The following is a 21793-nucleotide window of genomic DNA, read 5'->3' as shown; positions in this document are numbered from 1 at the left end:
CATGTCGATGAGATCTGAATACTGCGGTCTGGTGACCGAACAGCTGCTGGGCCAAACTGTTTCGCTGTGCGGATGGGTGCAGCGCCGCCGCGACCACGGCGGCGTCATCTTCATCGACCTGCGCGACCGCGAAGGCCTCGTTCAGGTCGTTTGCGACCCCGATCGCGCGGAGATGTTCAAGATCGCCGAAGGCGTGCGCAACGAGTTCTGCGTGCAGGTGAAGGGTCTCGTGCGCAACCGTCCGGAAGGCACGGTCAACGCGAACCTCACGAGCGGCAAGATCGAAGTGCTGTGCCACGAGATCGTGGTCCTGAACGCGTCGGTCACGCCGCCGTTCCAGCTCGACGACGACAACCTCTCGGAAACCACGCGCCTCACGCACCGCGTGCTCGACCTGCGCCGTCCGCAGATGCAGCACAACCTGCGCTTGCGCTACCGCGTGACGATGGCCGTGCGCAAGTATCTCGACGCGCTCGGCTTCATCGACATCGAAACGCCGATGCTCACGAAGAGCACGCCGGAAGGCGCGCGCGACTACCTCGTGCCGTCGCGCGTGAACGCGGGCCAGTTCTTCGCGCTGCCGCAGTCGCCGCAGCTCTTCAAGCAGCTCCTGATGGTGGCGAACTTCGATCGCTACTACCAGATCGTCAAGTGCTTCCGCGACGAAGACCTGCGCGCCGACCGTCAGCCCGAATTCACGCAGATCGACTGCGAAACGTCGTTCCTCGGCGAGCAGGAGATTCGCGACCTGTTCGAAGACATGGCGCGTCACGTGTTCAAGGAAACGATCGGCGTCGAGCTCGACGCGAAGTTCCCGATCATGCCGTACTCGGAAGCCATGAGCCGCTTCGGTTCGGACAAGCCCGACCTGCGCGTGAAGCTCGAATTCACCGAGATGACCGACGCGATGAAGGACGTCGACTTCAAGGTGTTCAGCACGCCGGCCAACACGAAGGACGGCCGCGTCGCGGCGCTGCGCGTGCCGAAGGGCGCGGAACTCTCGCGCGGCGACATCGACGGTTACACGGAATTCGTGCGCATCTACGGCGCCAAGGGTCTCGCGTGGATCAAGGTCAACGAAGTCGCGAAGGGCCGTGACGGTCTGCAAAGCCCGATCGTCAAGAACCTGCACGACGCGTCGATTGCCGCGATTCTCGAGCGCACCGGCGCGCAAGACGGCGACATCATCTTCTTCGCGGCCGACCGCGCGAAGGTGGTGAACGACAGCCTCGGCGCGCTGCGCCTGAAGATCGGCCATTCGGAATTCGGCAAGGCCAACGGTCTGGTCGAAAAGGGCTGGAAGCCGCTGTGGGTGATCGACTTCCCGATGTTCGAATACGACGAGGAAGAAAACCGCTACGTGGCCGCGCATCACCCGTTCACGAGCCCGAAGGACGAGCACCTGGAATACCTCGAAACGGATCCGGGCCGCTGCCTCGCGAAGGCCTACGACATGGTGCTGAACGGCTGGGAAATTGGTGGCGGCTCGGTGCGTATCTATCAGGAAGAGGTGCAGAGCAAGGTGTTCCGCGCGCTCAAGATCAACGCCGAGGAAGCCCGCGCGAAGTTCGGCTTCCTGCTCGACGCGCTGCAGTATGGTGCGCCGCCGCACGGCGGTATCGCGTTCGGTCTGGACCGCATCGTCACGATGATGGCCGGTGCCGACTCGATCCGCGACGTGATCGCGTTCCCGAAGACGCAACGCGCCCAGTGTCTGCTCACGCAGGCGCCGAGCCCGGTGGACGAGCGCCAGCTGAAGGAACTGCACATCCGTCTGCGTCAACCCGAGCAGAAGCCGGCGCAGTAAGCACCGGCGGCGGCCCGCGAAGCTCCGTTGCCGGGGCTTTCGCATCGCAGCAACAAAAAAGGCGCATCATGCGCCTTTTTTGCTTTTTGCGTTACATTCTCGCTGAGCGTCGACGCGTTCCGCCCGGGGCGCTTGCTTGTTGCTCGTTGGTTGCTCTTTGGTCGCTTGCTGGTTGCTTCCTGGTTGTTTTTTGGCCGCTGATTGGCCGTTGATGGGCCAAATTTCCGCATGCAGCCGGTGCTGCGGCGCCTTTTCCCCCACGCTTGTCATCATGCAGAAGCCGCCAAAGATTCCGGAATCCGTTCTCGTCGTCATTCATACGCCGCAACTGGACGTGTTGATCATCGAGCGCGCCGACCGCCCCGGCTTCTGGCAGTCGGTCACGGGCTCGAAGGATCATCTCGACGAGCCGTTCAGCGAAACCGCCGTGCGCGAAGTCGCCGAGGAAACCGGCATCGTCGTGGGCGCGCACGGCATTGCCGGCAGCGCGCTGCGCGACTGGCGCCACGAGATCGAGTACGAAATTTATCCGGTCTGGCGGCACCGCTACGCGCCGGGCGTCACGCGCAACACCGAACACTGGTTCAGCCTCGAAGTGCCCGCGGGCACGCCCGTCACGCTCGCGCCGCGCGAGCACACGGCCTACGCGTGGCTGCCGTACGAGCAGGCGGCGGCGCGGTGTTTTTCGTCGTCGAACAGCGCCGCCATCCTGCAACTGCCCGAACGTCTCGGGCGGCCGGGTGGCGCGGGCGGAGTCCGGTCATGAGCGACACGCAACGCGAGCGCCCCGATCCTTTTGTCGACGAAGCCGGCCTCGACGTCGAGCCGCGCCGCATCGTGCGCCTGCGCGAAGCGCTGCTCGGGCGGCGCTACCGGTCGCGCTACCGCTTCACGAGCGGCAACGAGGTGCGCCTGTTCGAATCGGGCGCCGAGCTGTTCGGCGCGCTGATCGAGCGCATCGACGCGGCCACGCGCGACGTCGCGCTCGAAACCTATATCTTCTGCCACGACGGCACCGGCCAGTCGGTCTCGGAGGCGCTGGTCCGCGCCGCGCGGCGCGGCGTGCACGTGCGCGTGATCACCGACGGCGTCGGCACCGCGCGCCTCGATCTGTTCGACGCGTGGGGCGAGGCGGGCATCGAGCATCGCATCTACAACCCGCACATTTTCGGGCGCTTCGGCTTCTCGCGCACGCACCGCAAGCTCGCCGTCATCGACGACGCCTACGCGTATTGCGGCGGCATCAACGTCGTCGACGACATGGAAAACGAAGGCAAGCCGCTGCCGTTTCCGCGCTGGGATTTCGCGGTCGAACTGGCCGGGCCCGTGGTCGTGGACGTGCGCGAGGCGATCGAGCTGCAATGGCGGCGCATCCGGCTCGGCCATCGTCCGCCGCTGCCGGGCGCGAGCGGCGCCGACAGCCAGGTGTCGCCGGGCGTGCCCGCGAGCGCGGGCTACATGGCGCCGCACCCCACGGGCCACACGATCGGGCGCTCCACGCAGGCGGTGAACGAGGTGCTGCGCCATCTCCCGGCCGCCGCCAGCGCCGGGCGCACGAGCCGCACGCGCCGCATCATCGAGCGGTTGCGCGAGCGCCTGCGCGCGGGCGTGCCCGATCCGCGCACGGCGCACGTGCCCTGCGTGGCGTTCGTCGCGCGCGACAACGTCGTCAACCGGCGCGCGATCGAGAAGGCGTATCTCGAAGCGATCGGCGAGGCGCGTCACGAGGTGCTGCTCGCCAATCCGTACTTCATGCCGGGACGGCGCCTGCGCCGCGCCTTCGTGGAAGCGGCGGCGCGCGGCGTGTCGGTCAAGCTGCTGATCGGGCGCAAGGAGTTCAAGGTGCTCGACTACGGCACGCCGTTCCTCTATCACCAGTTGCTCACGGCGGGCGTGCAGATTGCTGAATACGAGAAGACGATGCTGCACGGCAAGGTGGCGGTGGTCGATTCGATCTGGGGCACCGTGGGGTCGTCCAACCTCGACGCGCTCAGTCTCGTGCTCAACAACGAGGCCAACGTGCTGATGGTGCGGCTGCCGCAGATCGCGCAACTGCGCGACGCGATCCTCGCCGCGTTCGACGAATCCACGCAGATCGACCGCGCGCACTACGAAGCCAGGCCGTGGCACGAACGCCTCGTGAACTGGCTGGCGTTTTCGATCTATCGCGGGGCGATGAAACTGCTCACGGTAGGCAGCTACGACTAGAAACACGAAGTCTGCCCGACCGGTTTCCGCCGGGTGTTCGCGGAATGTCTGCCACAGGAGGCGCCGCGCGTGCAATCGAGACAATGTCCGCTTGTGCGCCGCGCGCGAACCTCGAAAATTAGAGTCCCGGTTAGAAATCGGTTTCTAATAAAGTCCTTGTTTCGCGGACGGCTGTCCTCAACAATAGTACGGCCGTTCGATTTAATTCAGGCCCCGATGCACGCAGTTGACGATCCGTTCGCTGCAACATCGCGGCTTCATCGTTACGGTAAATAGAGCTATGCGAAAAGGCGAACAGACACGAGCCGCCATTCTGGATGCAGCACTCGATCTTTCGGGTCGGGACGGACTGGAAGGTCTGACCATCGGCCTGCTCGCCGAGCGCATGCAGATGAGCAAGAGTGGCGTCTTCGCGCACTTCGGGTCGCGAGAGGATCTCCAGGTCGAGGTGGTGCGCGAGTATCACCGGCGATTCGAGGAAGAAGTCTTCTTTCCGAGCTTGCGCGAACCGCGTGGTTTGCCGCGCTTGCGTGCGATGCTGTCGCGGTGGTTCGAGAAGCGCATTCACGAAGTCACGACTGGCTGCATCTATATCAGCGGCGCCGTCGAATACGACGACCGCGCGGACAGCCAGGTACGCGAGACGCTGGTGGCCAGCGTGTCGATGTGGCGCGCGGCGCTCCTGAGGGCCATTTCGCAGGCAATCGAAGAAGGGCACCTGCGGCGCGACACCGATCCCGCGCTGATGCTCTTCGAACTGTATAGCGTCACGCTGGGCCTGCATCATGACGGCCGCTTCCTGCACCTGCCGGACGCAGTCGAGCATACGTGGGCCGCGTTCGAAAAACTGATCGTTTCGTATCAGAGCGTAGAGAGCCAGTAGGCGCCAGCCGCACGCAACACGTCGCGGCGGCGCGCACCGGCCCGAAGCTCACTTTTGGGAGAGAAGACATGGGACAGTACACCGCGCCGCTGCGCGACATGCAATTCGTCCTGCACGAACTGCTGAACGTGGAAGGCGAAGTGAAGCAGATGCCGAAGCACGCCGACCTCGACGCCGACACCATCAATCAGGTGCTCGAGGAAGCCGGCAAGTTCTGCTCCGAGGTGCTGTTTCCGCTGAACCAGGTCGGCGACCGTGAAGGCTGCACGTACGCCGGCGACGGCGTCGTCACCACGCCCACCGGCTTCAAGGAAGCGTACAAGCAGTACGTCGAGGCGGGCTGGCCCGCGCTCGGCTGCGATCCCGACTACGGCGGTCAGGGTCTGCCCGCGTTCGTGAACAACGCGCTCTACGAAATGCTCAATTCGGCGAACCAGGCGTGGACCATGTATCCGGGTCTCTCGCACGGCGCCTACGAATGCCTGCACGCGCACGGCACGCCCGAGCTGCAAAAGACCTATCTGCCGAAGCTCGTGGAAGGTGTGTGGACCGGCACGATGTGTCTGACCGAGCCGCACTGCGGCACCGACCTCGGCATTCTGCGCACCAAGGCCGAGCCGAACAGCGACGGCTCCTACGCGATCACCGGCACGAAGATCTTCATCTCGAGCGGCGAACACGACATGGCCGAGAACATCGTCCACCTCGTGCTCGCGCGTCTGCCGGACGCACCGAACGGCACCAAGGGCATTTCGCTCTTCATCGTGCCGAAGTTCCTGCCCACCGCGAGCGGCGAAGTGGGCGAGCGCAACGGTATCAAGTGCGGCTCCATCGAACACAAGATGGGCATTCACGGCAACGCGACCTGCGTGATGAATCTCGACGGCGCGCAAGGCTGGCTCGTCGGCGAACCGAACAAGGGCTTGAACGCCATGTTCGTGATGATGAACGCGGCGCGCCTGGGCGTGGGCATGCAAGGCCTCGGCCTGACCGAAGTCGCGTACCAGAACTCGCTCGTCTACGCGAAGGAACGCCTGCAGATGCGTTCGCTCACGGGCCCGAAGGCGCCCGAAAAGGCCGCCGATCCGATCATCGTCCACCCGGACGTGCGCCGTATGCTGCTCACGCAGAAGGCCTACGCCGAAGGCGCGCGCGCCTTCACGTACTGGTCGGCGTTGCAGATCGACAAGGAGCTGTCGCACGCCGACGAAGGCGAGCGCAAGGAAGCCGCCGACCTCGTCGCGCTGCTCACGCCGATCATCAAGGCCTTCCTCACCGACAACGCGTTCGAGTGCACCAACCTCGGCATGCAGGTGTACGGCGGCCACGGCTTTATCGCCGAATGGGGCATGGAGCAGTACGTGCGCGACGCGCGTATCAACCAGATCTACGAAGGCACCAACACGATCCAGTCGCTCGACCTGCTGGGCCGCAAGGTGCTCGGCGACATGGGCGCGAAGCTCAAGAAGTTCGGCAAGCTCGTGACCGAATTCGTCGAAGCCGAAGGCATCAAGACGGAGATGCAGGAGTTCGTGAATCCGCTCGCCGACATCGGTGAAAAGATGCAGAAGCTCACGATGGAAATCGGCATGAAGGCGATGCAGAACCCCGACGAAGTGGGCGCGGCCGCCGTGCCGTATCTGCGCACGGCGGGTCACCTCGTGTTCGCGTACTTCTGGGCGCGCATGGCGCGCATCGCGCTCGACAAGGCAAGCTCGGGCGATCCGTTCTACCAGTCGAAGCTGGCCACGGCGCGGTTCTACTTCGCGAAGCTCCTGCCGGAAACGGCCACCTCGATCCGCCAGGCGCGCGCGGGTTCGAAGACGCTGATGGAAGTGGACGAAGCGCTGTTCTAAGCGCCGGCGGGCGCGCGCGCCGCAGGTTCGCCGCCCGTCCTCCCGTCTTCTTCGCTCTCAAGACTTTCGCATGACTGAAGCGGCGCCACAGCCATCGCGGCGCCCGCACTTTCAATCCGCTCGACATTGCATACCCGCTGGAGGAACAACGTGAGCAACCTGAATATTCGCAAGGTGGCCGTGCTCGGCGCCGGCGTGATGGGCGCGCAGATCGCCGCGCATCTCATCAACGCCCGCGTTCCCGTGCTGCTGTTCGACTTGCCCGCGAAGGAAGGCCCGAAGAACGCCATCGCGCTCAAGGCCATCGAAACGCTCAAGAAGCTCTCGCCCGCGCCGTTCGGCGTGAAGGACGACGCGCAGTTCATCACGCCCGCGAACTACGAAGACGACATCGCCAGGCTCGCGGAATGCGACGTGGTGATCGAGGCGATCGCCGAGCGCATGGACTGGAAGCACGACCTCTACAAGAAGGTCGCGCCGCATATCGGGCCGAAGGCGATTTTCGCGAGCAACACCTCGGGTCTGTCGATCACCGAACTCTCGCAAGGTTTCGACGACGCGTTGAAGGCGCGCTTTTGCGGCGTGCACTTCTTCAACCCGCCGCGCTACATGCATCTGGTCGAGCTGATCCCGACCGCGCACACGCAGCCCGACATTCTCGACCAGCTCGAATCGTTCCTCACGAGCGTGGTGGGCAAGGGCGTGGTGCGCGCGAAGGACACGCCGAACTTTATCGCGAACCGCGTGGGCGTGTTCTCGATCCTCGCCGTGATCGCCGAGGCGCAGAAGTTCGGGTTGCGTTTCGACGAAGTGGACGACCTCACGGGCGCGCGCCTCGGCCGCGCGAAGTCGGCGACGTTCCGCACGGCCGACGTGGTCGGTCTCGACACGATGGCGCACGTCATCAAGACGATGCAGGACAACCTCGCGGACGACCCGTTCTTCCCCGTGTACGAAACGCCGGCGGTGCTCGCGGGCCTCGTGGCGAAGGGCGCGCTCGGCCAGAAGTCGGGCGCCGGTTTCTATCGCAAGGAAGGTAAAGCGATCAAGGTGCTCGACGCGAAGACCGGCGAGTACGTGGACGGCGGCGGCAAGGCCGACGAACTCGTGGGCCGCATCCTCAAGCGTCCGCCCGCGGAACGTCTGAAGCTGCTGCGCGAATCGCAGCACCCGCAGGCGCAGTTCCTCTGGTCGATCTTCCGCGACGTGTTCCATTACATCGGCGTGCATCTGCAATCCATCGCCGATAACGCGCGCGACGTCGATCTCGCGATCCGCTGGGGTTTCGGCTGGAACGAAGGTCCGTTCGAAGGCTGGCAGGCCGCGGGCTGGAAGCAGGTCGCCGAGTGGGTGAAGGAAGACATCGACGCGGGCAAGGCGCTCTCGAACGCGCCGCTGCCCGCCTGGGTGTTCGAAGGCCCGGTCGCGAACAACGGCGGCGTGCATGGCGCCGAAGGCTCGTGGTCGCCCGCCGAACAACGTTTCGTGCCGCGCTCGAACCTGGCCGTGTACGAACGGCAGGTGTTCCGCGCGGCGCTGTTCGGCGAGTCGAACGCGCGCGATCCGAAGACCTTCGGCAAGACGTTGTTCGAGAACGAGCAACTGCGCGCATGGGTCGACGACCGCGCGGGCGAGGACGACGTCGTCATCGTCTCGTACAAGAGCAAGATGAACACGATGGGCCCGGATCTGCTGGACTCGCTCGTGAAGGTCATCGAGATCGCGGAAGACGGCTATAAGGGCGTCGTGATCTGGCAGCCCACCTCGCTGAAACTTGGCGCGCCGGGCGGCCCGTTCTCGGCGGGCGCGAACCTCGAAGAAGCCATGCCCGCGTTCATGATGGGCGGCGCGAAGGGCATCGAGCCGTTCGTGAAGAAGTTCCAGGACACGATGCTGCGCGTGAAGTACGCGAACGTGCCGGTCGTCACGGCCGTTTCGGGCATTGCGCTCGGCGGCGGCTGCGAAATCATGCTGCAAAGCGCGAAGCGCGTCGCGCACGTCGAGAGCTACGTGGGTCTCGTCGAAGTGGGCGTGGGTCTCGTGCCCGCGGGCGGCGGCCTGAAGGAAGCGGCGATCCGCGCGGCCGAAGGCGCGGCGGCGATTGGCGCGGTGCCGAGCGATCTGCTCCGTTTCCTGCAGAAGTCATTCGAAAACGCGGCGATGGCGAAGGTCTCGGCCTCGGCGCATGAAGCGCGCGCCATGGGCTACCTGAAGCCTTCGGACACGATCGTGTTCAACGTGTTCGAGCTGCTCGACACGGCGAAGAAGGAAGCGCGCGCACTGAGCGCGGCCGGTTATCGCGCGCCGCTGCGCGCGACGCAGATTCCGGTGGCGGGCCGCTCGGCGATCTCGACCATCAAGGCGTCGCTCGTGAACATGCGCGACGGCCGCTTCATCAGCGACCACGACTTCCTGATCGCGAGCCGTATCGCCGAGGCGATCTGCGGCGGCGACGTCGAAGCGGGCAGTCTCGTCGACGAAGCATGGCTGCTCAAGCTCGAGCGCCAGGCGTTCGTCGACCTGCTCGGCACGCAAAAGACGCAGGAACGCATCATGGGCATGCTGCAAACCGGCAAGCCGGTGCGCAACTAAGCGGCACGACGCACGCACACCAGATACTGGAGTTAGAGATGAGCAAACAGTTGCAGGACGCTTATATCGTCGCCGCGAGCCGCACGCCCATCGGCAAGGCGCCGCGCGGCGTGTTCAAGAACACCCGCCCCGACGAGCTGCTGGTTCACGCGATCAAGTCGGCGGTGGCGCAGGTGCCGGGCCTCGACACGAGCGTGATCGAGGACGCCATTGTCGGTTGCGCGATTCCCGAAGCCGAGCAGGGCTTGAACGTGGCGCGGATCGGCGCGCTGCTCGCGGGTCTGCCGCAGAGCGTGGGCGGCGTGACCGTGAACCGCTTCTGCGCCTCGGGCCTCACGGCGCTCGCCATGGCCGCCGACCGCATTCGCGTGGGCGAAAGCGACGCGATGATCGCGGGCGGCTGCGAGTCGATGAGCATGGTGCCGATGATGGGCAACAAGCCGTCGCTCTCGCCGCACATCTTCGATCGCAACGAAGACGTGGGCATTGCTTACGGCATGGGCCTCACGGCGGAGAAAGTCGCGGAACGCTGGAAGATCAGCCGCGAGGCGCAGGACGCGTTTTCGGTGGAATCGCACCGCCGCGCGCTGGCCGCGCAGCAGTCGGGCGAGTTCAAGGACGAGATCGCGCCGTACACGCTCGTCGAGCGTTTCCCCGATCTCGCCTCGGGCGAAGTGAAGGTGAAGGAACGCCTGATCGAGCTGGACGAAGGCCCGCGCGCCGACACCACGCTCGAAGGTCTCGCGAAGCTGCGCGCGGTGTTTGCGAACAAGGGCTCGGTCACGGCCGGCAACAGTTCGCAGACGTCGGACGGCGCGGGCGCGCTGATCGTCGTCTCCGAAAAGATCCTGAAGCAGTTCAACCTCACGCCGCTCGCGCGTTTCGTGAGCTTCGCCGTGCGCGGCGTGCCGCCGGAGATCATGGGTATCGGCCCGAAGGAAGCGATTCCGGCCGCGCTCAAGGCGGCGGGTCTGAAGCAGGACGACCTCGACTGGATCGAGCTGAACGAGGCGTTCGCCGCGCAGTCGCTGGCGGTCATTCAAGACCTCGGGCTCGATCCGTCGAAGATCAACCCGCTCGGCGGCGCGATCGCGCTGGGTCACCCGCTCGGCGCGACGGGCGCGATTCGCGCCTCGACGGTCGTGCACGGCCTGCGCCGCCGCAACTACAAGTACGGCATGGTGACGATGTGCGTGGGCACCGGCATGGGCGCCGCGGGCATCATCGAACGGCTGTAAGCGCTTCGCGCTTACGCACACGACACGGTTCGCAAGCCTCGCGGTTTGCGGACCGTTTTTCATATCGGCTCGCGCCGAGGTGGACGCCGACGCGAGAGCCCCGAGGAGACCCATCGCAATGACCAACGACATCCTGACCGCGCGCGAGAACGGCGTGCTGACGATCACCATCAATCGCCCCGAGCGCAAGAACGCGCTCACGCCCGCCATGTACGAGGCGATCAACGCGGCGCTCGCTGCGGCGCAGGAAGACGCGGGCGTGCGCGCCGTGCTGCTGCGCGGTCACGCCGAAATCTTCACGGCGGGCAACGACATCGAAGACTTCCTGAAGACGCCGCCCACCGGCGCCGACTCGCCCGTGATGCGTTTTCTGGCCGCCATCTCCGGCTTCGAGAAGCCGCTCGTCGCGGCGGTGGCGGGCGCGGCGATCGGCGTGGGCACGACGATGCTGCTGCATTGCGACCTCGTGTACGCCGCCGATACCGCGCGCTTCGCGATGCCGTTCGCGCAACTGGGGCTGTGCCCGGAAGCGGCGTCTTCGCTGCTGCTGCCGCGCATTGCCGGCTATCAGGCCGCCGCCGAAAAGCTGCTGCTCGGCGAGACCTTCGACGCGGCGGAGGCGTATCGCATGGGCTTCGTGAATCGCGTGCTGCCGGCCGCCGAACTCGAGGCGTTCGTGGCGGCGCAGCTGGCGAAGCTCGTGGCGTTGCCCGCTTCGTCGTTGCGCGCGACCAAAGCGCTCATGAAGCGCGCGGGCACGCACGAGATTCGCGAGCAGATGAGCGAGGAATCCGTGCACTTTGGCAAGATGCTGCTCGCGCCCGAAGCGCGCGAGGCGTTCACGGCCTTCCTGCAAAAGCGCAAGCCGGATTTCCGTCAGTTCGATTGACGCGAATGGTGTCAACGCCTGGCTTACGCCGCGCTTCACGTCCGGCTTACGCCGTTTCGTAATCGACGTAACCGGACTCGCGGCAGAAGCTCACGAGCCGCAGTCCGGCGCGTTTCGCGATGTTGATCGCGAGCGAGGAGGGCGCGGAAATGGTGGCCACCATGGGAATGCCCACGCGCGCCGCCTTGCGCACCAGTTCGTAGCTCGCGCGGCTGGAGAGGAACACGAAACCTTGCTGCGTGTCGGCGCGCTCGATCGTCAACTGGCCGATGAGCTTGTCGAGCGCGTTGTGGCGGCCCACGTCTTCGAATGCGCGCAGGATCGCGCCGTTCGCGTCGCACCATGCGGCGGCGTGCAGGCCGCCCGTGAGTTTCGTGAGCGCCTGATGCTGCGGCAGTTCGCGCGCGGCGCGCGCAATGGCGTCGGGGGCGAGGCGGGCGAGAAAACCGGTGTCGGGCACGCGCTCGGGCTCGAGATCGAGCAGGTCGATGCTTTCGATGCCGCACACGCCGCAGCCCGTGCGGCCCGCGAGCGCACGGCGCTTTTCCTTGAGTTCGGCGAAGGCCTGCTGCACGACGGTAAGGTGCACTTCGGCGTGCGGCACCTCGGCGTCTTCGCGCAGATACACCTCGAAGTCCTGAATGTCGGCGTTGCGGCCGACGATGCCTTCCGAAATGGCGAAGCCCACGGCGAACGCTTCGAGGTCGCGCGGCGTGCACATCATCACCGCGTGCGAAATGCCGTTGAAGACGAGCGCGACGGGCCATTCCTGGCCGACGTGGTCGTCGAGCGTGCGGACATCGTCGCCGCGGTGCCGGTGCACGCGCACGGCGATCGCGCCGGTTTCGCCTTCGCCTTCGTGCGGCGTGGACGAGGCGGCGAGCGGCAGGACGGGGTCGTTCAAGCGAAAAGCTCCATGAGGGCAGAGGCGGCGCGCCGGTTGCGCGCCGGTTGCGTTCCGATAGCGCTCCCGGGACCGGGGACGCCGTGGCATGCGCCGCGCGCGTAAGGTTCTAAAATACCTCAAGCGGGGGCGCGACGCTCGGCTCCGCATCGCGAGGATATTGCCATGGCATTGCACGAAGCTCCGCTCCTTTTCCGCTTCGAGCACGACTCGTCGGAGAATCTCACTTTCATTCCGATGTGCGTGCGCTTCAATCTCGATCGTTTCGGGCTGCGTATTTCGCTCGCGCAGTGGCAATTGCTGCCGTACGAGGATCGCCGTCTGCTCGCCTGTTTTCCCGTCGACGAAGACGCCGAGATCGAGCCCAATTTCGACCACGCGCTGTTCGAGATGATGCGCACCCACGCCAACGTCGAGCCCGAATGGTTCGCCGCCGAGGAAGCGCCCGCGTGGCGCGACGTGAACCACGTGCCGGCCGGTCTCGCCCATCAGGCGCAACTCGCCAACCTGCGCGAGCCGGGCCTCGAAGACTGGGCGCAGCTCGCGCCGTTCCAGCGCTACGTGCTCGCGAAACTCGCCCGCAAGCCGGAGGCGAATCACGACTTCGTGCCCGCGATGCGCGAATTCGGGCTGGCCGTGCCGCGCTGAGTCCGGTTGCCGATGAGGTAGCGCGTCATCGATTCGTCATAAGTTTGGGATGTGCAGTATTTGACGTTTGAGCATTGATGCGCAACATCCTGCTTCACGCTATCGTTTGCGCGCGATTTTTCCCCACTTTTGAGATCCGGGCCCTCAAGCTCGGCTGAGGGCATGCCGTTATCCGGGTTGGCGCTTCAGGCGCCGACCGGTCGCGCACGTCGCGACCCGTCAACCCACGCACGCCGCGTGGGCCGTTCGACGCTCGGCATTCATGAACCTTCTCTTTTCGAAGCGCCATCTCATCAACATGGCCGTCGTCGTGGCGGCCTTCGGCGCGAACGCGTTCGTCGCGTGGACGCAGTTCGGCGCCCAGCGCGAGATCGACGCGCGGGCCGCGCAAGCCGCGCGCATTCGCCACGATCTCGACCGTTACCGCGCCGCCCTCGGCGGCGGCGTGAGTGCGCTCGGCCATCTGGCGATGGAGGGGCAAGGGGAACCGGCGCAGGTACGCGCGGCGCGGGTGGCCGAACTCGACGAGACGGGCCGTGCGCTGCGTGCCGAACTCGCCGGCAACGCGGATTTCGCGGCGCGCTTCGATGCGGCGGCCGCCGAAGGGACACAGGTCGCCGGGGAAATCGACGCGACGCTCGCGCATGCGGGGCAGCGCATCGGCAATGCGCCCGTGCGTGCCGCGGGTGCCAGCGCCGCCGCGGTTGCGGCGGCCACGCCCCGTGAGGCGACGCCCGCGCATGCCGCGCACGCGCCGCTGGCGCCGCGCACCGAAGGCGCGAACGCCGCCTACAACACCTACACGACCGGCCACGTGGTGACGGGCGTGATCGACACGGCACCGACCGCAACGGCCGGGACGGCGCTCGACGCCGCGCCTGTCGAGACGAATCCGGCGGCGGCCAATGCAATTGCCAATGCAGCGGCAAATCCGGCGGCCAATGCAGCGGCCCATGCAGCTGCCAATACGGCATCCGCCGCGCCGCAAGCCGCGCAGACCGCGGACGCCGCGAGCGCATCGAAGCTCGCGCTGGCCAGCGCGCTTTACGCGAACCACGCCGCCAACGCGCCGGCGAGCGCGGCAACGACCGAGACGACCGCACCGGCAAGCCCGGTTGCGCTCGCGGCCGCGCTCTACGCGAAACGCGCGGGCGCCGCGTCGGCCGCTACGCCCGGCGCCGCGGCCAATCATGCCGTTTCCGGCGACTCGCTCTACGCGAATCACGCGAACACCGCGTCTGCGACCGTGCCGACGACCGCGCCAGCAACCGCCTCCACGACCACGATTACGCCGATCGCCCCGGCGGCCAACGCCGCGCTCGCCGCCACGCGCTACGCGAGCCAGGCCGGCAACGCCGCGCCGACCGCGACGGCAGCGCCGGGCGCCCAGGCCCAGCCCAATCCGGCGACGACCCTCGCGACTTCGGCGGCCCCCACCGACGCCGCCGCCCACGCCTGGCTTGCCGCCGAATACGTGCGCCTCGACACCCGCGTGGACCGCATCGAAGCCCAGCTCGCCGCGCTGCAAAGCGCCGCCGATCGCGCGCTCTCGGACGCGCTCGCCGAGTCGGCGCGCTCGGGCAGCCACGCCTCCATTCTGCTGCTCGCGACGATGCTGGCGGGCGCGACGCTCCTCATCTACACGTTCGGCGCGCGCGAAACGGCCGCGCGCGAGAAGCTGCGCGCCGTGAGCGGCATGCGTCTGCGCAGCGAGCGTTTTCAGGGCCTGTTCGACGCGCATCCGGTGCCGATGTACGTGTTCGACCGCGAGACGCTGCGCTTTCTCGCCGTCAACACGGCCGCGATCCAGCAGTACGGTTACAGCGAGGAGGAATTCCTCGCCATGTCGATTCGCGAGATTCGCTCGCCGCAGGAAGCCGCGCGCCTCGAACAGCATCTCGCGCGCTCCGACACGCTCACGCAGCACGTGCGCACGATGGCCGGCATCTGGCACCATCGGCGCCGCAACGGCTCGACCATCAGCGCCGACATCTCGCATCACTCGCTCGTGTTCCTCGGCCGCGCGGCCGTGTTCGTGCTCGCCGACGACGTGACCGAACAGATCAAGGCCGAAGCCGAGGCGCAGCGCTCGAACCAGATGCTCGAGTCGGTCATCGACAACATTCCGCAGCGCATCTTCTGGAAAGACGCCGAGGCGCGCTATCTGGGTTGCAACATGACCTTCGCGCGCGACGCCGGCCTCGCGTATCCCGAGCAGATCATCGGCAAGACCGACGACGATCTGCCGTGGCGCGCCTACGCGGGCTTGATGCGCGAGCAGGATCGCGAAGTGATCGAGTCGGGGCTGCCGCGCATCAACTTCGAGGAAGGCCACACGATCGACGGCCTGCATCGCACGACGCTCACGAGCAAGCTGCCCTTGCTCGACGGCGACAACCGCGTGATTGGCGTGCTCGGCACCTACACGGACACGACCGAAAGCAAGCGCGCCGATCTCGCGCTGCGCCTGCAAAGCCGTGCGCTCGACGCCTGCGTGAACGCCATTTTGATCAGCGCGCCGGGGCCGGGCGGCAGCAATCTGATCGAGTACGCGAACCCGGCGTTCAAGCGCATCACGGGCTACGATCCCGCCGAAGTGACGGGCCAGGATTGCCGCCTGCTGCAGCGCGACGACCGCGATCAGGAAGGCCTCGTCGCGATCCGCAAGGCGCTGCTCGCCAATCGCGAGGTGAGCGCCGTGCTGCGCAACTATCGCAAGGACGGCGCGCTGTTCTGGAACCAGTTGCTGATCGCGCCGGTGCCCGATCTCGACGGCCGCATCACGCATCACATCGGCATCATCAACGACGTGACCGAGCTGATCCGCTATCAGGAACAGCTCGAATATCAGGCCAACTACGACAGCCTCACGCTGCTGCCGAACCGCAATCTGCTGCGCGACCGGCTCCAGCAGGCGCTGGTGCAGGCGCAGCGTCACGAAAGCGGCGTGGCCGTGGTGTTCATCGACCTCGACGGCTTCAAGAACGTCAACGACAGCCTCGGCCATAGTGTCGGCGACCGGCTGCTCGGCGTGGTCGCGGAGCGCCTGCAGCGTTGCACGCGCACGAGCGACACCGTCGCGCGCCACGGCGGCGACGAGTTCGTGATCGTGCTGACGGACACCATCGACGAAAAATCGCTGATCGGCTGGATGGAGCGGGCGCGCGCGATGATCTCGGAGCCGGTCTGGGTCGACGGCACCGAGCTGTACGTGGGCTGCAGCATGGGCGCGAGCGTGTTCCCGCAGGACGGCAACGACGCCGAAACCCTGCTCAAGAAAGCCGACGTGGCGATGTATCGCGCCAAGGACATGGGCCGCAACACGTTCCAGTTCTTCCAGCCCGAGATGAACGCCAGCGTGGGCGCGCGCATGAATCTCGAACGGCGCCTGCGCCGCGCGCTGCGCGACCAGGAGTTCCTGCTGCACTACCAGCCGCAGGTGGAGATCGAGAGCGGGCGCATTGTGGGTATGGAAGCGCTGGTGCGCTGGCGCGACCCGGAGGCGGGGCTCGTCTCGCCCTCGCAGTTCATTCCGGTGGCCGAGGAGAGCGGGCTGATCGGGCCGCTCTCGGACTGGGTGCTGCGCGAGGCGTGCCGGCAGAATCGCGCGTGGCAGCGCGAAGGCTTGCCGCCCGTGCGCGTTTCGGTGAATTTTTCGGCGAAGACCTTCCATCAGCGCGACATCGCGCAACTCGTGAAGGAAGTGCTGCAGGAAACCGGCCTCGAAGCGTGCTGGCTCGAAATCGAGCTGACCGAATCCACGCTGATGCGCAACGCCGAGGAAGCGGTGTCGATGTTGAACGAGCTGCACGCGCTCGGCATTGGCATTGCCATCGACGACTTCGGCACCGGCTATTCGAGCCTGAGCTATCTGAAGCGGCTGCCCGTGGACCGGCTCAAGATCGACCGCTCGTTCGTGGCCGACATCGGTTCGAACAGCGACGACGAAACCATCACGGCCGCCATCATCGCGCTCGCGCACGAGTTGCGGCTACAGGTGATCGCGGAAGGCGTGGAGACCTCGACGCAATTCGCCTTCCTGCGCGAGCGCGCGTGCGACGAATTGCAGGGCTACTTCTTCGCGCCGCCTTTGCCCGGCGACGAGGCGGCGGCGCTGCTGCGCGCGAGCACCTCGGCCGACGACGAAACCGCCGCACTCGCGTGGACGGCCTGACGCGGCGCCCGCGACCGGGCGCGCGTTACTCGAGCGGCGGCAGCGGGCGCGGGCGGCGGTCCGCGCCGGTCGCGACATAGGTGAGCGTCGCTTCGGTGACCTTCACGACTTCTTCCTGCAGACGCATGCGCTGCGCGTAGACCTCGACGTCGACGGTGACCGAGGTCGTGCCCGTCTTGACGATCTCGGCGTAAAAGCTCAGCAGGTCGCCGACGAACACCGGCTGCTTGAACACGAACGAATTCACGGCGACGGTCGCGACGCGGCCGTTGGCGCGGCGGCTCGCGGGAATCGAACCGGCAATGTCGACCTGCGACATAATCCAGCCGCCGAACACGTCGCCGTGCATGTTCGAGTCCGAAGGCTGCGGAACGACGCGCAGCGCGGGCGCTTTATCGGGGAGCGGGTAGGAGTCGGTCATGGTGCGGTCTTCTCAAGAATGACAAAGCGGGGAGCGAACACGGGGGCGCGTCGGGCGGATTGGTCTTCCGACCCAACCGCGAGCGCACATTCGGCCGTCAGCGGCGCGTGCCGCCTTCTGCGACAATACGTCGATCAGGAATTGTACGGGAGCCGGCGCGCCGCGCGCGTGCCGGCCACAACCCGTCGCCGCTCCTCCCCATACCGCTCGTCGCGCGTGCCACGCGCGTGCTTGTCTCGCACGCCGGGCATGCCGCGCGGCCGCTTTCGCGTGCTTTTCGCCCGCCCATCGCCCGCTCATCGCCCGCTTCCCGCCCATGCGCCGTTCCGCTTCCAACGATCCCGCGCCGCCCGCCACCGGGCCGCGCAACGACTGGCAGACCATTCTTTCGCTGCTGCCGTATCTGACCGCCTACAAATGGCGCGTGGCGTTCGCACTCTCGTGCCTGATCGGCGCGAAGGTGGCCAATCTCGGTGTGCCGATCGTGATGAAGCACATTGTCGACGGGCTGTCGTCGGTGCAGCATCTCACCGCGCTCGGCCGCAGCGAGCACGCGCCCGGCATTGTGCTCGCGAGCGGCGTGGGTCTGCTCGTGGTGGCCTACGCGATCGTGCGGCTCTCCACCTCGCTCTTCACCGAGCTGCGCGAAATCCTCTTTTCGAAGGTCACGGAAAGCGCCGTGCGCCAGCTCGCGCTCAAGGTGTTCCGTCATCTGCACGCGCTCTCGCTGCGCTTTCATCTCGAACGCCAGACGGGCGGCATGTCGCGCGACATCGAACGCGGCACGCGCGGCATCACGCAGCTCATTTCGTATTCGCTCTACAGCATCTTGCCGACGCTCGTCGAAGTCGGGCTCGTGCTCGGCTTTTTCGTCGTCAAATACGAGGCGTATTACGCGCTCGTCACGCTCGCCGCGCTGGTGGCGTACATCGTGTTCACGGTGAAGGTCACGGAGTGGCGCACGCATTTTCGCCGCACCATGAACGAACTCGATTCGCGCGCCAACTCGCGCGCGATCGACTCGCTGCTCAACTACGAAACGGTGAAGTACTTCGGCAATGAGGCGTGGGAAACGCAGCGCTACGACGAGAATCTGCATCGTTACCGCCAGGCCGCGATCAAGTCGCAGCATTCGCTTTCGGCGCTCAATTTCGGGCAGCAGGCCATCATCGGCACGGGGCTCGTGTTCATCCTGTGGCGCGCCACGCAGGGCGTGATGGCGGGGCGCCTCACGCTCGGCGATCTCGTGCTCATCAACACGTTCATGCTGCAGCTCTACATTCCGCTCAATTTTCTCGGCGTGGTGTATCGCGAGTTGAAGCAAAGCCTCACCGACATGGACCGCATGTTCACGCTGATGAACGTCGAGCGCGAAGTCGCCGACGTGCCGAACGCGCCGCCGCTCGCCGTGCGTGGCGCGGAGGTGCGCTTTACGCACGTGAACTTCGCCTACGAGCCGTCGCGGCAGATCCTGCACGACGTGAGCTTCACGATCGCGGCGGGTACGACCACGGCGGTCGTCGGCCACAGCGGGTCGGGCAAGTCGACGCTCGCGCGGCTCCTGTTCCGCTTCTACGATCTCGATCGCACCGGCCCCGGCAACAGCGGCGGCGCGATCACCATCGACGGGCAGGATATTCGCGACGTCACGCAGGCGTCGCTGCGCGCGGCGATCGGCATCGTCCCGCAGGACACGGTGCTGTTCAACGACTCGATCTACTACAACATCGCCTATGGCCGGCCCACGGCGAGCCGCGACGAGGTGATCGCGGCGGCGCGCGCGGCGCACATTCACGCGTTTATCGAGAGCTTGCCGAAGGGCTATGACACGCCGGTGGGCGAGCGCGGCCTGAAGCTTTCGGGCGGCGAGAAGCAGCGCGTGGCGATCGCGCGCACGGTGCTGAAGAATCCGCCCATCCTGCTGTTCGACGAGGCGACTTCGGCGCTCGATTCGCGTTCCGAGCGGGCGATCCAGCACGAACTCGAACAGATCGCGCGCGAGCGCACGACGCTCGTGATCGCGCACCGGCTGTCCACGGTCGTGCACGCGGAGCAGATCATCGTGATGGATCGCGGGCGCATCGTCGAGCGCGGCACGCATGCGGAGTTGCTGCGCGTGGGCGGCCACTATGCGCAGATGTGGGCGTTGCAGCAGCAACGCGCGAGCGATGGGACGGAGGCGGACCCGGCGGGCGAGGCGGCGCCCGCGCCGCAATCGTCGACGACACCGGCCGGCGGGTGAGGCGGCACGGCGTGTCGTATCGACTCGAGGGCGCCGGGCGTTAGCGCGACGACCGGCGGACTGGCGCGCGCATTGACGCGCGGGCTAACGAAGGCACTAACGCAGGTACTAACGCAACTGGGCGTCGAGCGCCGCGAGCTGCGCGGGCGTGCCGACGTTTTCCCACACGCCTTCGTAAAGCTCGCCGCTCGCGCGCCCTTGCGCAATGGACTCGCGATAGTACGGCGTGAGCGCGCGCCTCGTGCCCGGCGCGAGATCGCGGAACATGCGCGTGTCGTAGAGGCCGATATTGCCGAAGGTGTAGCGCGGCGCGCCCTCGAGCGCGAGCGTGCCCGCGGGCGTCAGCGCGAAGTCGCCGCGCGGATGAAACGGCGGATTCGGCACCATCACGAGATGCATGCCCGGTTGCGCGCGCGCGGCGAGTGCCTGGGCGCGCGCGCCGAGCGTGGTGAAATCGAAGGCGCTGAAGACGTCGCCGCTCACCGCGAGGAACACGGCGGGCGTGCCGTCCTGCTCGATCAGGGGCAGCGCCTGCGCGATGCCGCCCGCCGTTTCGAGCGCGTCGTGCTCGGGCGAGTACAGCAGCGTCACGCCGAAGCGCGAACCGTCGCCGAGCGCGGCTTCGATCTGCGCGCCGAGCCACGCATGATTGATGACGATGCGCGTATAACCGGCCGCCGCGAGGCGCTCGATCTGCCAGACGATGAGCGGCTTGCCGCCCGCTTCGAGCAGCGGCTTCGGGCTGGTGTCGGTGAGCGGGCGCATGCGCTCGCCGCGGCCGGCGGCGAAGATCATGGCGGTGCGTACGGTCGGGACGGCCGCGGGTTGCGTCGATTCAGTCATGGCGTGCCGGTCAGAACGTGTAGCCGGTTTCGACCGCCGTGCCCTGCAAGTCGTCGAGCAGGCGCGCGAACGGCACGAGCGGGCGATAGCGGTGCGCGACCTTGCTCGCGTAGGCGAGAAAGCGCGGCAGATCGTCCATGTAGTGCGGCTTGCCGTCGCGATAATTGATGCGGCAAAAGAGGCCCAGCACCTTGATGTGACGTTGCAGGCCCATCCATTCGAGCTGGCGGTATAACTCGCCGAAGTCGGCATCCACGGGCAGGCCGGCCTTTTTCGCGCGCTCCCAGTAGTACGCGAACGCATCCAGCTCGAAATCTTCGTCCCAGCTCAGGAAGGCGTCGCGCAGCAGCGAGACGACGTCGTAGGTGATCGGCCCGTACACGGCGTCCTGGAAGTCGAGCACGCCCGGATTGGGCGTGGCGATCATCAGGTTGCGAGGCATGAAGTCGCGCAGCATGAACACCTGCGGCTGCGCGCGCGCGCTCGCCACCAGCAGCGCGAAAGTGCGATCGAGCACGCCGCGCGTGGCTTCGCTCACTTCGCGGCCCAGATGGCGGCCGAGGAACCACTCGGGCATCAGCTCCATCTCGCGGCGCAGGAACGCCTCGTCGAACGGCGGCAACACGCCTTCGCGCGAGGACGACTGCCAGCGCACGAGCGCGTCGAGCGCCTCGCGCAGCAGTTCGCGCGAGCGCGGGCCGGGACCGGCTGCCTGCAGCGCGGGCAGATACGGCGCGGTGCCGAGGTCGGTGAGCAGCATGAAGCCTGCTTCGAGATCGACTTCCAGCACGCGCGGCACGTGCACGCCGGCCGCTTCGAGCAGACCGGCGACTTCGACGAATTCGCGGCATTTTTCGGGCGGCGGGGCGTCGACGGCGATCAATGTCGCGCCGTGTCCGGCCGCGCTCGCGAGCCGGAAGTAGCGGCGAAAGCTCGCGTCGGACGAGGCGGGCGCGAGCGTGGCGAGGTCGAGAGCGTAGCGGTTCGCGTGCGCGCCGAGCCATGCGGCGAGCAGCTCGCGGCGCGGGTCGGCGGGGGCGTGGGAAGGGGCGGGCGCGGCGGTGGAAGTCATGAAAACCAGAGGCAAA

General features: G+C 66.7%; 15 protein-coding genes. 11 read left to right on the top strand and 4 right to left on the bottom strand.

Features of this window, described 5'->3' with window-relative positions; translation table 11 throughout:
• The first annotated feature begins 1 nt into the window (after position 1).
• From aspS to FAZ98_RS11650, 8 genes are all read left to right on the top strand, one after another.
• Positions 2–1807 (top strand): aspartate--tRNA ligase, encoded by a 1806-nt coding sequence (gene aspS / locus FAZ98_RS11685; protein ID WP_158951362.1) that lies wholly within the window; start codon positions 2–4, stop codon positions 1805–1807.
• A 271-nt stretch (positions 1808–2078) separates the two neighbouring features.
• Positions 2079–2573, top strand: a complete 495-nt coding sequence (gene nudB, locus FAZ98_RS11680) for a dihydroneopterin triphosphate diphosphatase (RefSeq protein WP_158951361.1) — start codon at positions 2079–2081, stop codon at positions 2571–2573.
• On the top strand, positions 2570–4015 hold the full coding sequence (locus tag FAZ98_RS11675) for a phospholipase D-like domain-containing protein (RefSeq protein WP_158951360.1): 1446 nt from the start codon (positions 2570–2572) through the stop codon (positions 4013–4015). Before nudB ends, FAZ98_RS11675 begins: the two co-directional genes overlap by 4 nt.
• 280 nt (positions 4016–4295) lie before the next feature.
• Positions 4296–4898, top strand: a complete 603-nt coding sequence (locus FAZ98_RS11670; RefSeq protein ID WP_158951968.1) for a TetR/AcrR family transcriptional regulator — start codon at positions 4296–4298, stop codon at positions 4896–4898.
• A gap of 68 nt (positions 4899–4966) precedes the next feature.
• Positions 4967–6754: an acyl-CoA dehydrogenase C-terminal domain-containing protein gene (locus FAZ98_RS11665; RefSeq protein WP_158951359.1), complete on the top strand. Its 1788-nt coding sequence runs from the start codon at positions 4967–4969 to the stop codon at positions 6752–6754.
• Positions 6755–6904: 150 nt separating this feature from the next.
• Positions 6905–9346, top strand: a complete 2442-nt coding sequence (locus FAZ98_RS11660) for a 3-hydroxyacyl-CoA dehydrogenase/enoyl-CoA hydratase family protein (RefSeq protein ID WP_158951358.1) — start codon at positions 6905–6907, stop codon at positions 9344–9346.
• Between the two features lie 38 nt (positions 9347–9384).
• The gene (locus tag FAZ98_RS11655; RefSeq protein WP_158951357.1) at positions 9385–10584 is read left to right on the top strand and encodes an acetyl-CoA C-acyltransferase; all 1200 of its coding nucleotides are present in this window, start codon (positions 9385–9387) and stop codon (positions 10582–10584) included.
• A 118-nt stretch (positions 10585–10702) separates the two neighbouring features.
• Positions 10703–11473, top strand: a complete 771-nt coding sequence (locus tag FAZ98_RS11650) for an enoyl-CoA hydratase (protein WP_158951356.1) — start codon at positions 10703–10705, stop codon at positions 11471–11473.
• A gap of 46 nt (positions 11474–11519) precedes the next feature.
• Here the strand turns inward: FAZ98_RS11650 and fdhD are convergent, their stop codons facing one another.
• Positions 11520–12308, bottom strand: a complete 789-nt coding sequence (gene fdhD, locus FAZ98_RS11645; RefSeq protein WP_407672062.1) for a formate dehydrogenase accessory sulfurtransferase FdhD — start codon at positions 12306–12308, stop codon at positions 11520–11522.
• A 234-nt stretch (positions 12309–12542) separates the two neighbouring features.
• Here fdhD and FAZ98_RS11640 point away from each other — a divergent pair, with 234 nt between their 5' ends.
• Together FAZ98_RS11640 and FAZ98_RS11635 are read left to right on the top strand one after the other, a co-directional pair.
• On the top strand, positions 12543–13025 hold the full coding sequence (locus FAZ98_RS11640; protein ID WP_158951354.1) for a nitrate reductase associated protein: 483 nt from the start codon (positions 12543–12545) through the stop codon (positions 13023–13025).
• A gap of 262 nt (positions 13026–13287) precedes the next feature.
• The gene (locus tag FAZ98_RS11635) at positions 13288–17199 is read left to right on the top strand and encodes a sensor domain-containing protein (RefSeq protein WP_233272606.1); all 3912 of its coding nucleotides are present in this window, start codon (positions 13288–13290) and stop codon (positions 17197–17199) included.
• 25 nt (positions 17200–17224) lie between these two features.
• On the opposite strand, the gene FAZ98_RS11630 is transcribed toward FAZ98_RS11635, so the two are convergent.
• The gene (locus FAZ98_RS11630) at positions 17225–17620 is read right to left on the bottom strand and encodes an acyl-CoA thioesterase (protein WP_158951353.1); all 396 of its coding nucleotides are present in this window, start codon (positions 17618–17620) and stop codon (positions 17225–17227) included.
• Positions 17621–17936: 316 nt separating this feature from the next.
• Between FAZ98_RS11630 and FAZ98_RS11625 the strand changes: the two genes are divergently transcribed.
• Positions 17937–19862, top strand: a complete 1926-nt coding sequence (locus tag FAZ98_RS11625; protein WP_158951352.1) for an ABCB family ABC transporter ATP-binding protein/permease — start codon at positions 17937–17939, stop codon at positions 19860–19862.
• A gap of 108 nt (positions 19863–19970) precedes the next feature.
• On the opposite strand, the gene murU is transcribed toward FAZ98_RS11625, so the two are convergent.
• Entirely contained in the window at positions 19971–20657 is a 687-nt protein-coding gene (murU, locus tag FAZ98_RS11620; RefSeq protein ID WP_158951966.1) for an N-acetylmuramate alpha-1-phosphate uridylyltransferase MurU, read from the bottom strand.
• Positions 20658–20715: 58 nt separating this feature from the next.
• The gene (locus tag FAZ98_RS11615; RefSeq protein ID WP_158951351.1) at positions 20716–21777 is read right to left on the bottom strand and encodes an aminoglycoside phosphotransferase family protein; all 1062 of its coding nucleotides are present in this window, start codon (positions 21775–21777) and stop codon (positions 20716–20718) included.
• Between the last annotated feature and the right edge of the window lie 16 nt (positions 21778–21793).

It is taken from the genome of Paraburkholderia acidisoli (genome assembly GCF_009789675.1).
Classification (GTDB): domain Bacteria; phylum Pseudomonadota; class Gammaproteobacteria; order Burkholderiales; family Burkholderiaceae; genus Paraburkholderia; species Paraburkholderia acidisoli.
This window is presented reverse-complemented; position numbering and strand designations above follow the sequence as displayed.

Bases quoted from the DNA above. Each gene is read 5' to 3' on its own strand.
- FAZ98_RS11670 (WP_158951968.1), top strand. From the start codon at position 4,296: ATGCGAAAAGGCGAACAGACACGAGCCGCCATTCTGGATGCAGCACTC.
- FAZ98_RS11665 (WP_158951359.1), top strand. From the start codon at position 4,967: ATGGGACAGTACACCGCGCCGCTGCGCGACATGCAATTCGTCCTGCAC.
- FAZ98_RS11675 (WP_158951360.1), top strand. From the start codon at position 2,570: ATGAGCGACACGCAACGCGAGCGCCCCGATCCTTTTGTCGACGAAGCC.
- FAZ98_RS11640 (WP_158951354.1), top strand. From the start codon at position 12,543: ATGGCATTGCACGAAGCTCCGCTCCTTTTCCGCTTCGAGCACGACTCG.
- FAZ98_RS11625 (WP_158951352.1), top strand. From the start codon at position 17,937: ATGCGCCGTTCCGCTTCCAACGATCCCGCGCCGCCCGCCACCGGGCCG.
- FAZ98_RS11650 (WP_158951356.1), top strand. From the start codon at position 10,703: ATGACCAACGACATCCTGACCGCGCGCGAGAACGGCGTGCTGACGATC.
- FAZ98_RS11635 (WP_233272606.1), top strand. From the start codon at position 13,288: ATGAACCTTCTCTTTTCGAAGCGCCATCTCATCAACATGGCCGTCGTC.
- FAZ98_RS11630 (WP_158951353.1), bottom strand. From the start codon at position 17,620: ATGACCGACTCCTACCCGCTCCCCGATAAAGCGCCCGCGCTGCGCGTC.
- FAZ98_RS11655 (WP_158951357.1), top strand. From the start codon at position 9,385: ATGAGCAAACAGTTGCAGGACGCTTATATCGTCGCCGCGAGCCGCACG.
- nudB (WP_158951361.1), top strand. From the start codon at position 2,079: ATGCAGAAGCCGCCAAAGATTCCGGAATCCGTTCTCGTCGTCATTCAT.
- murU (WP_158951966.1), bottom strand. From the start codon at position 20,657: ATGATCTTCGCCGCCGGCCGCGGCGAGCGCATGCGCCCGCTCACCGAC.
- aspS (WP_158951362.1), top strand. From the start codon at position 2: ATGTCGATGAGATCTGAATACTGCGGTCTGGTGACCGAACAGCTGCTG.
- FAZ98_RS11615 (WP_158951351.1), bottom strand. From the start codon at position 21,777: ATGACTTCCACCGCCGCGCCCGCCCCTTCCCACGCCCCCGCCGACCCG.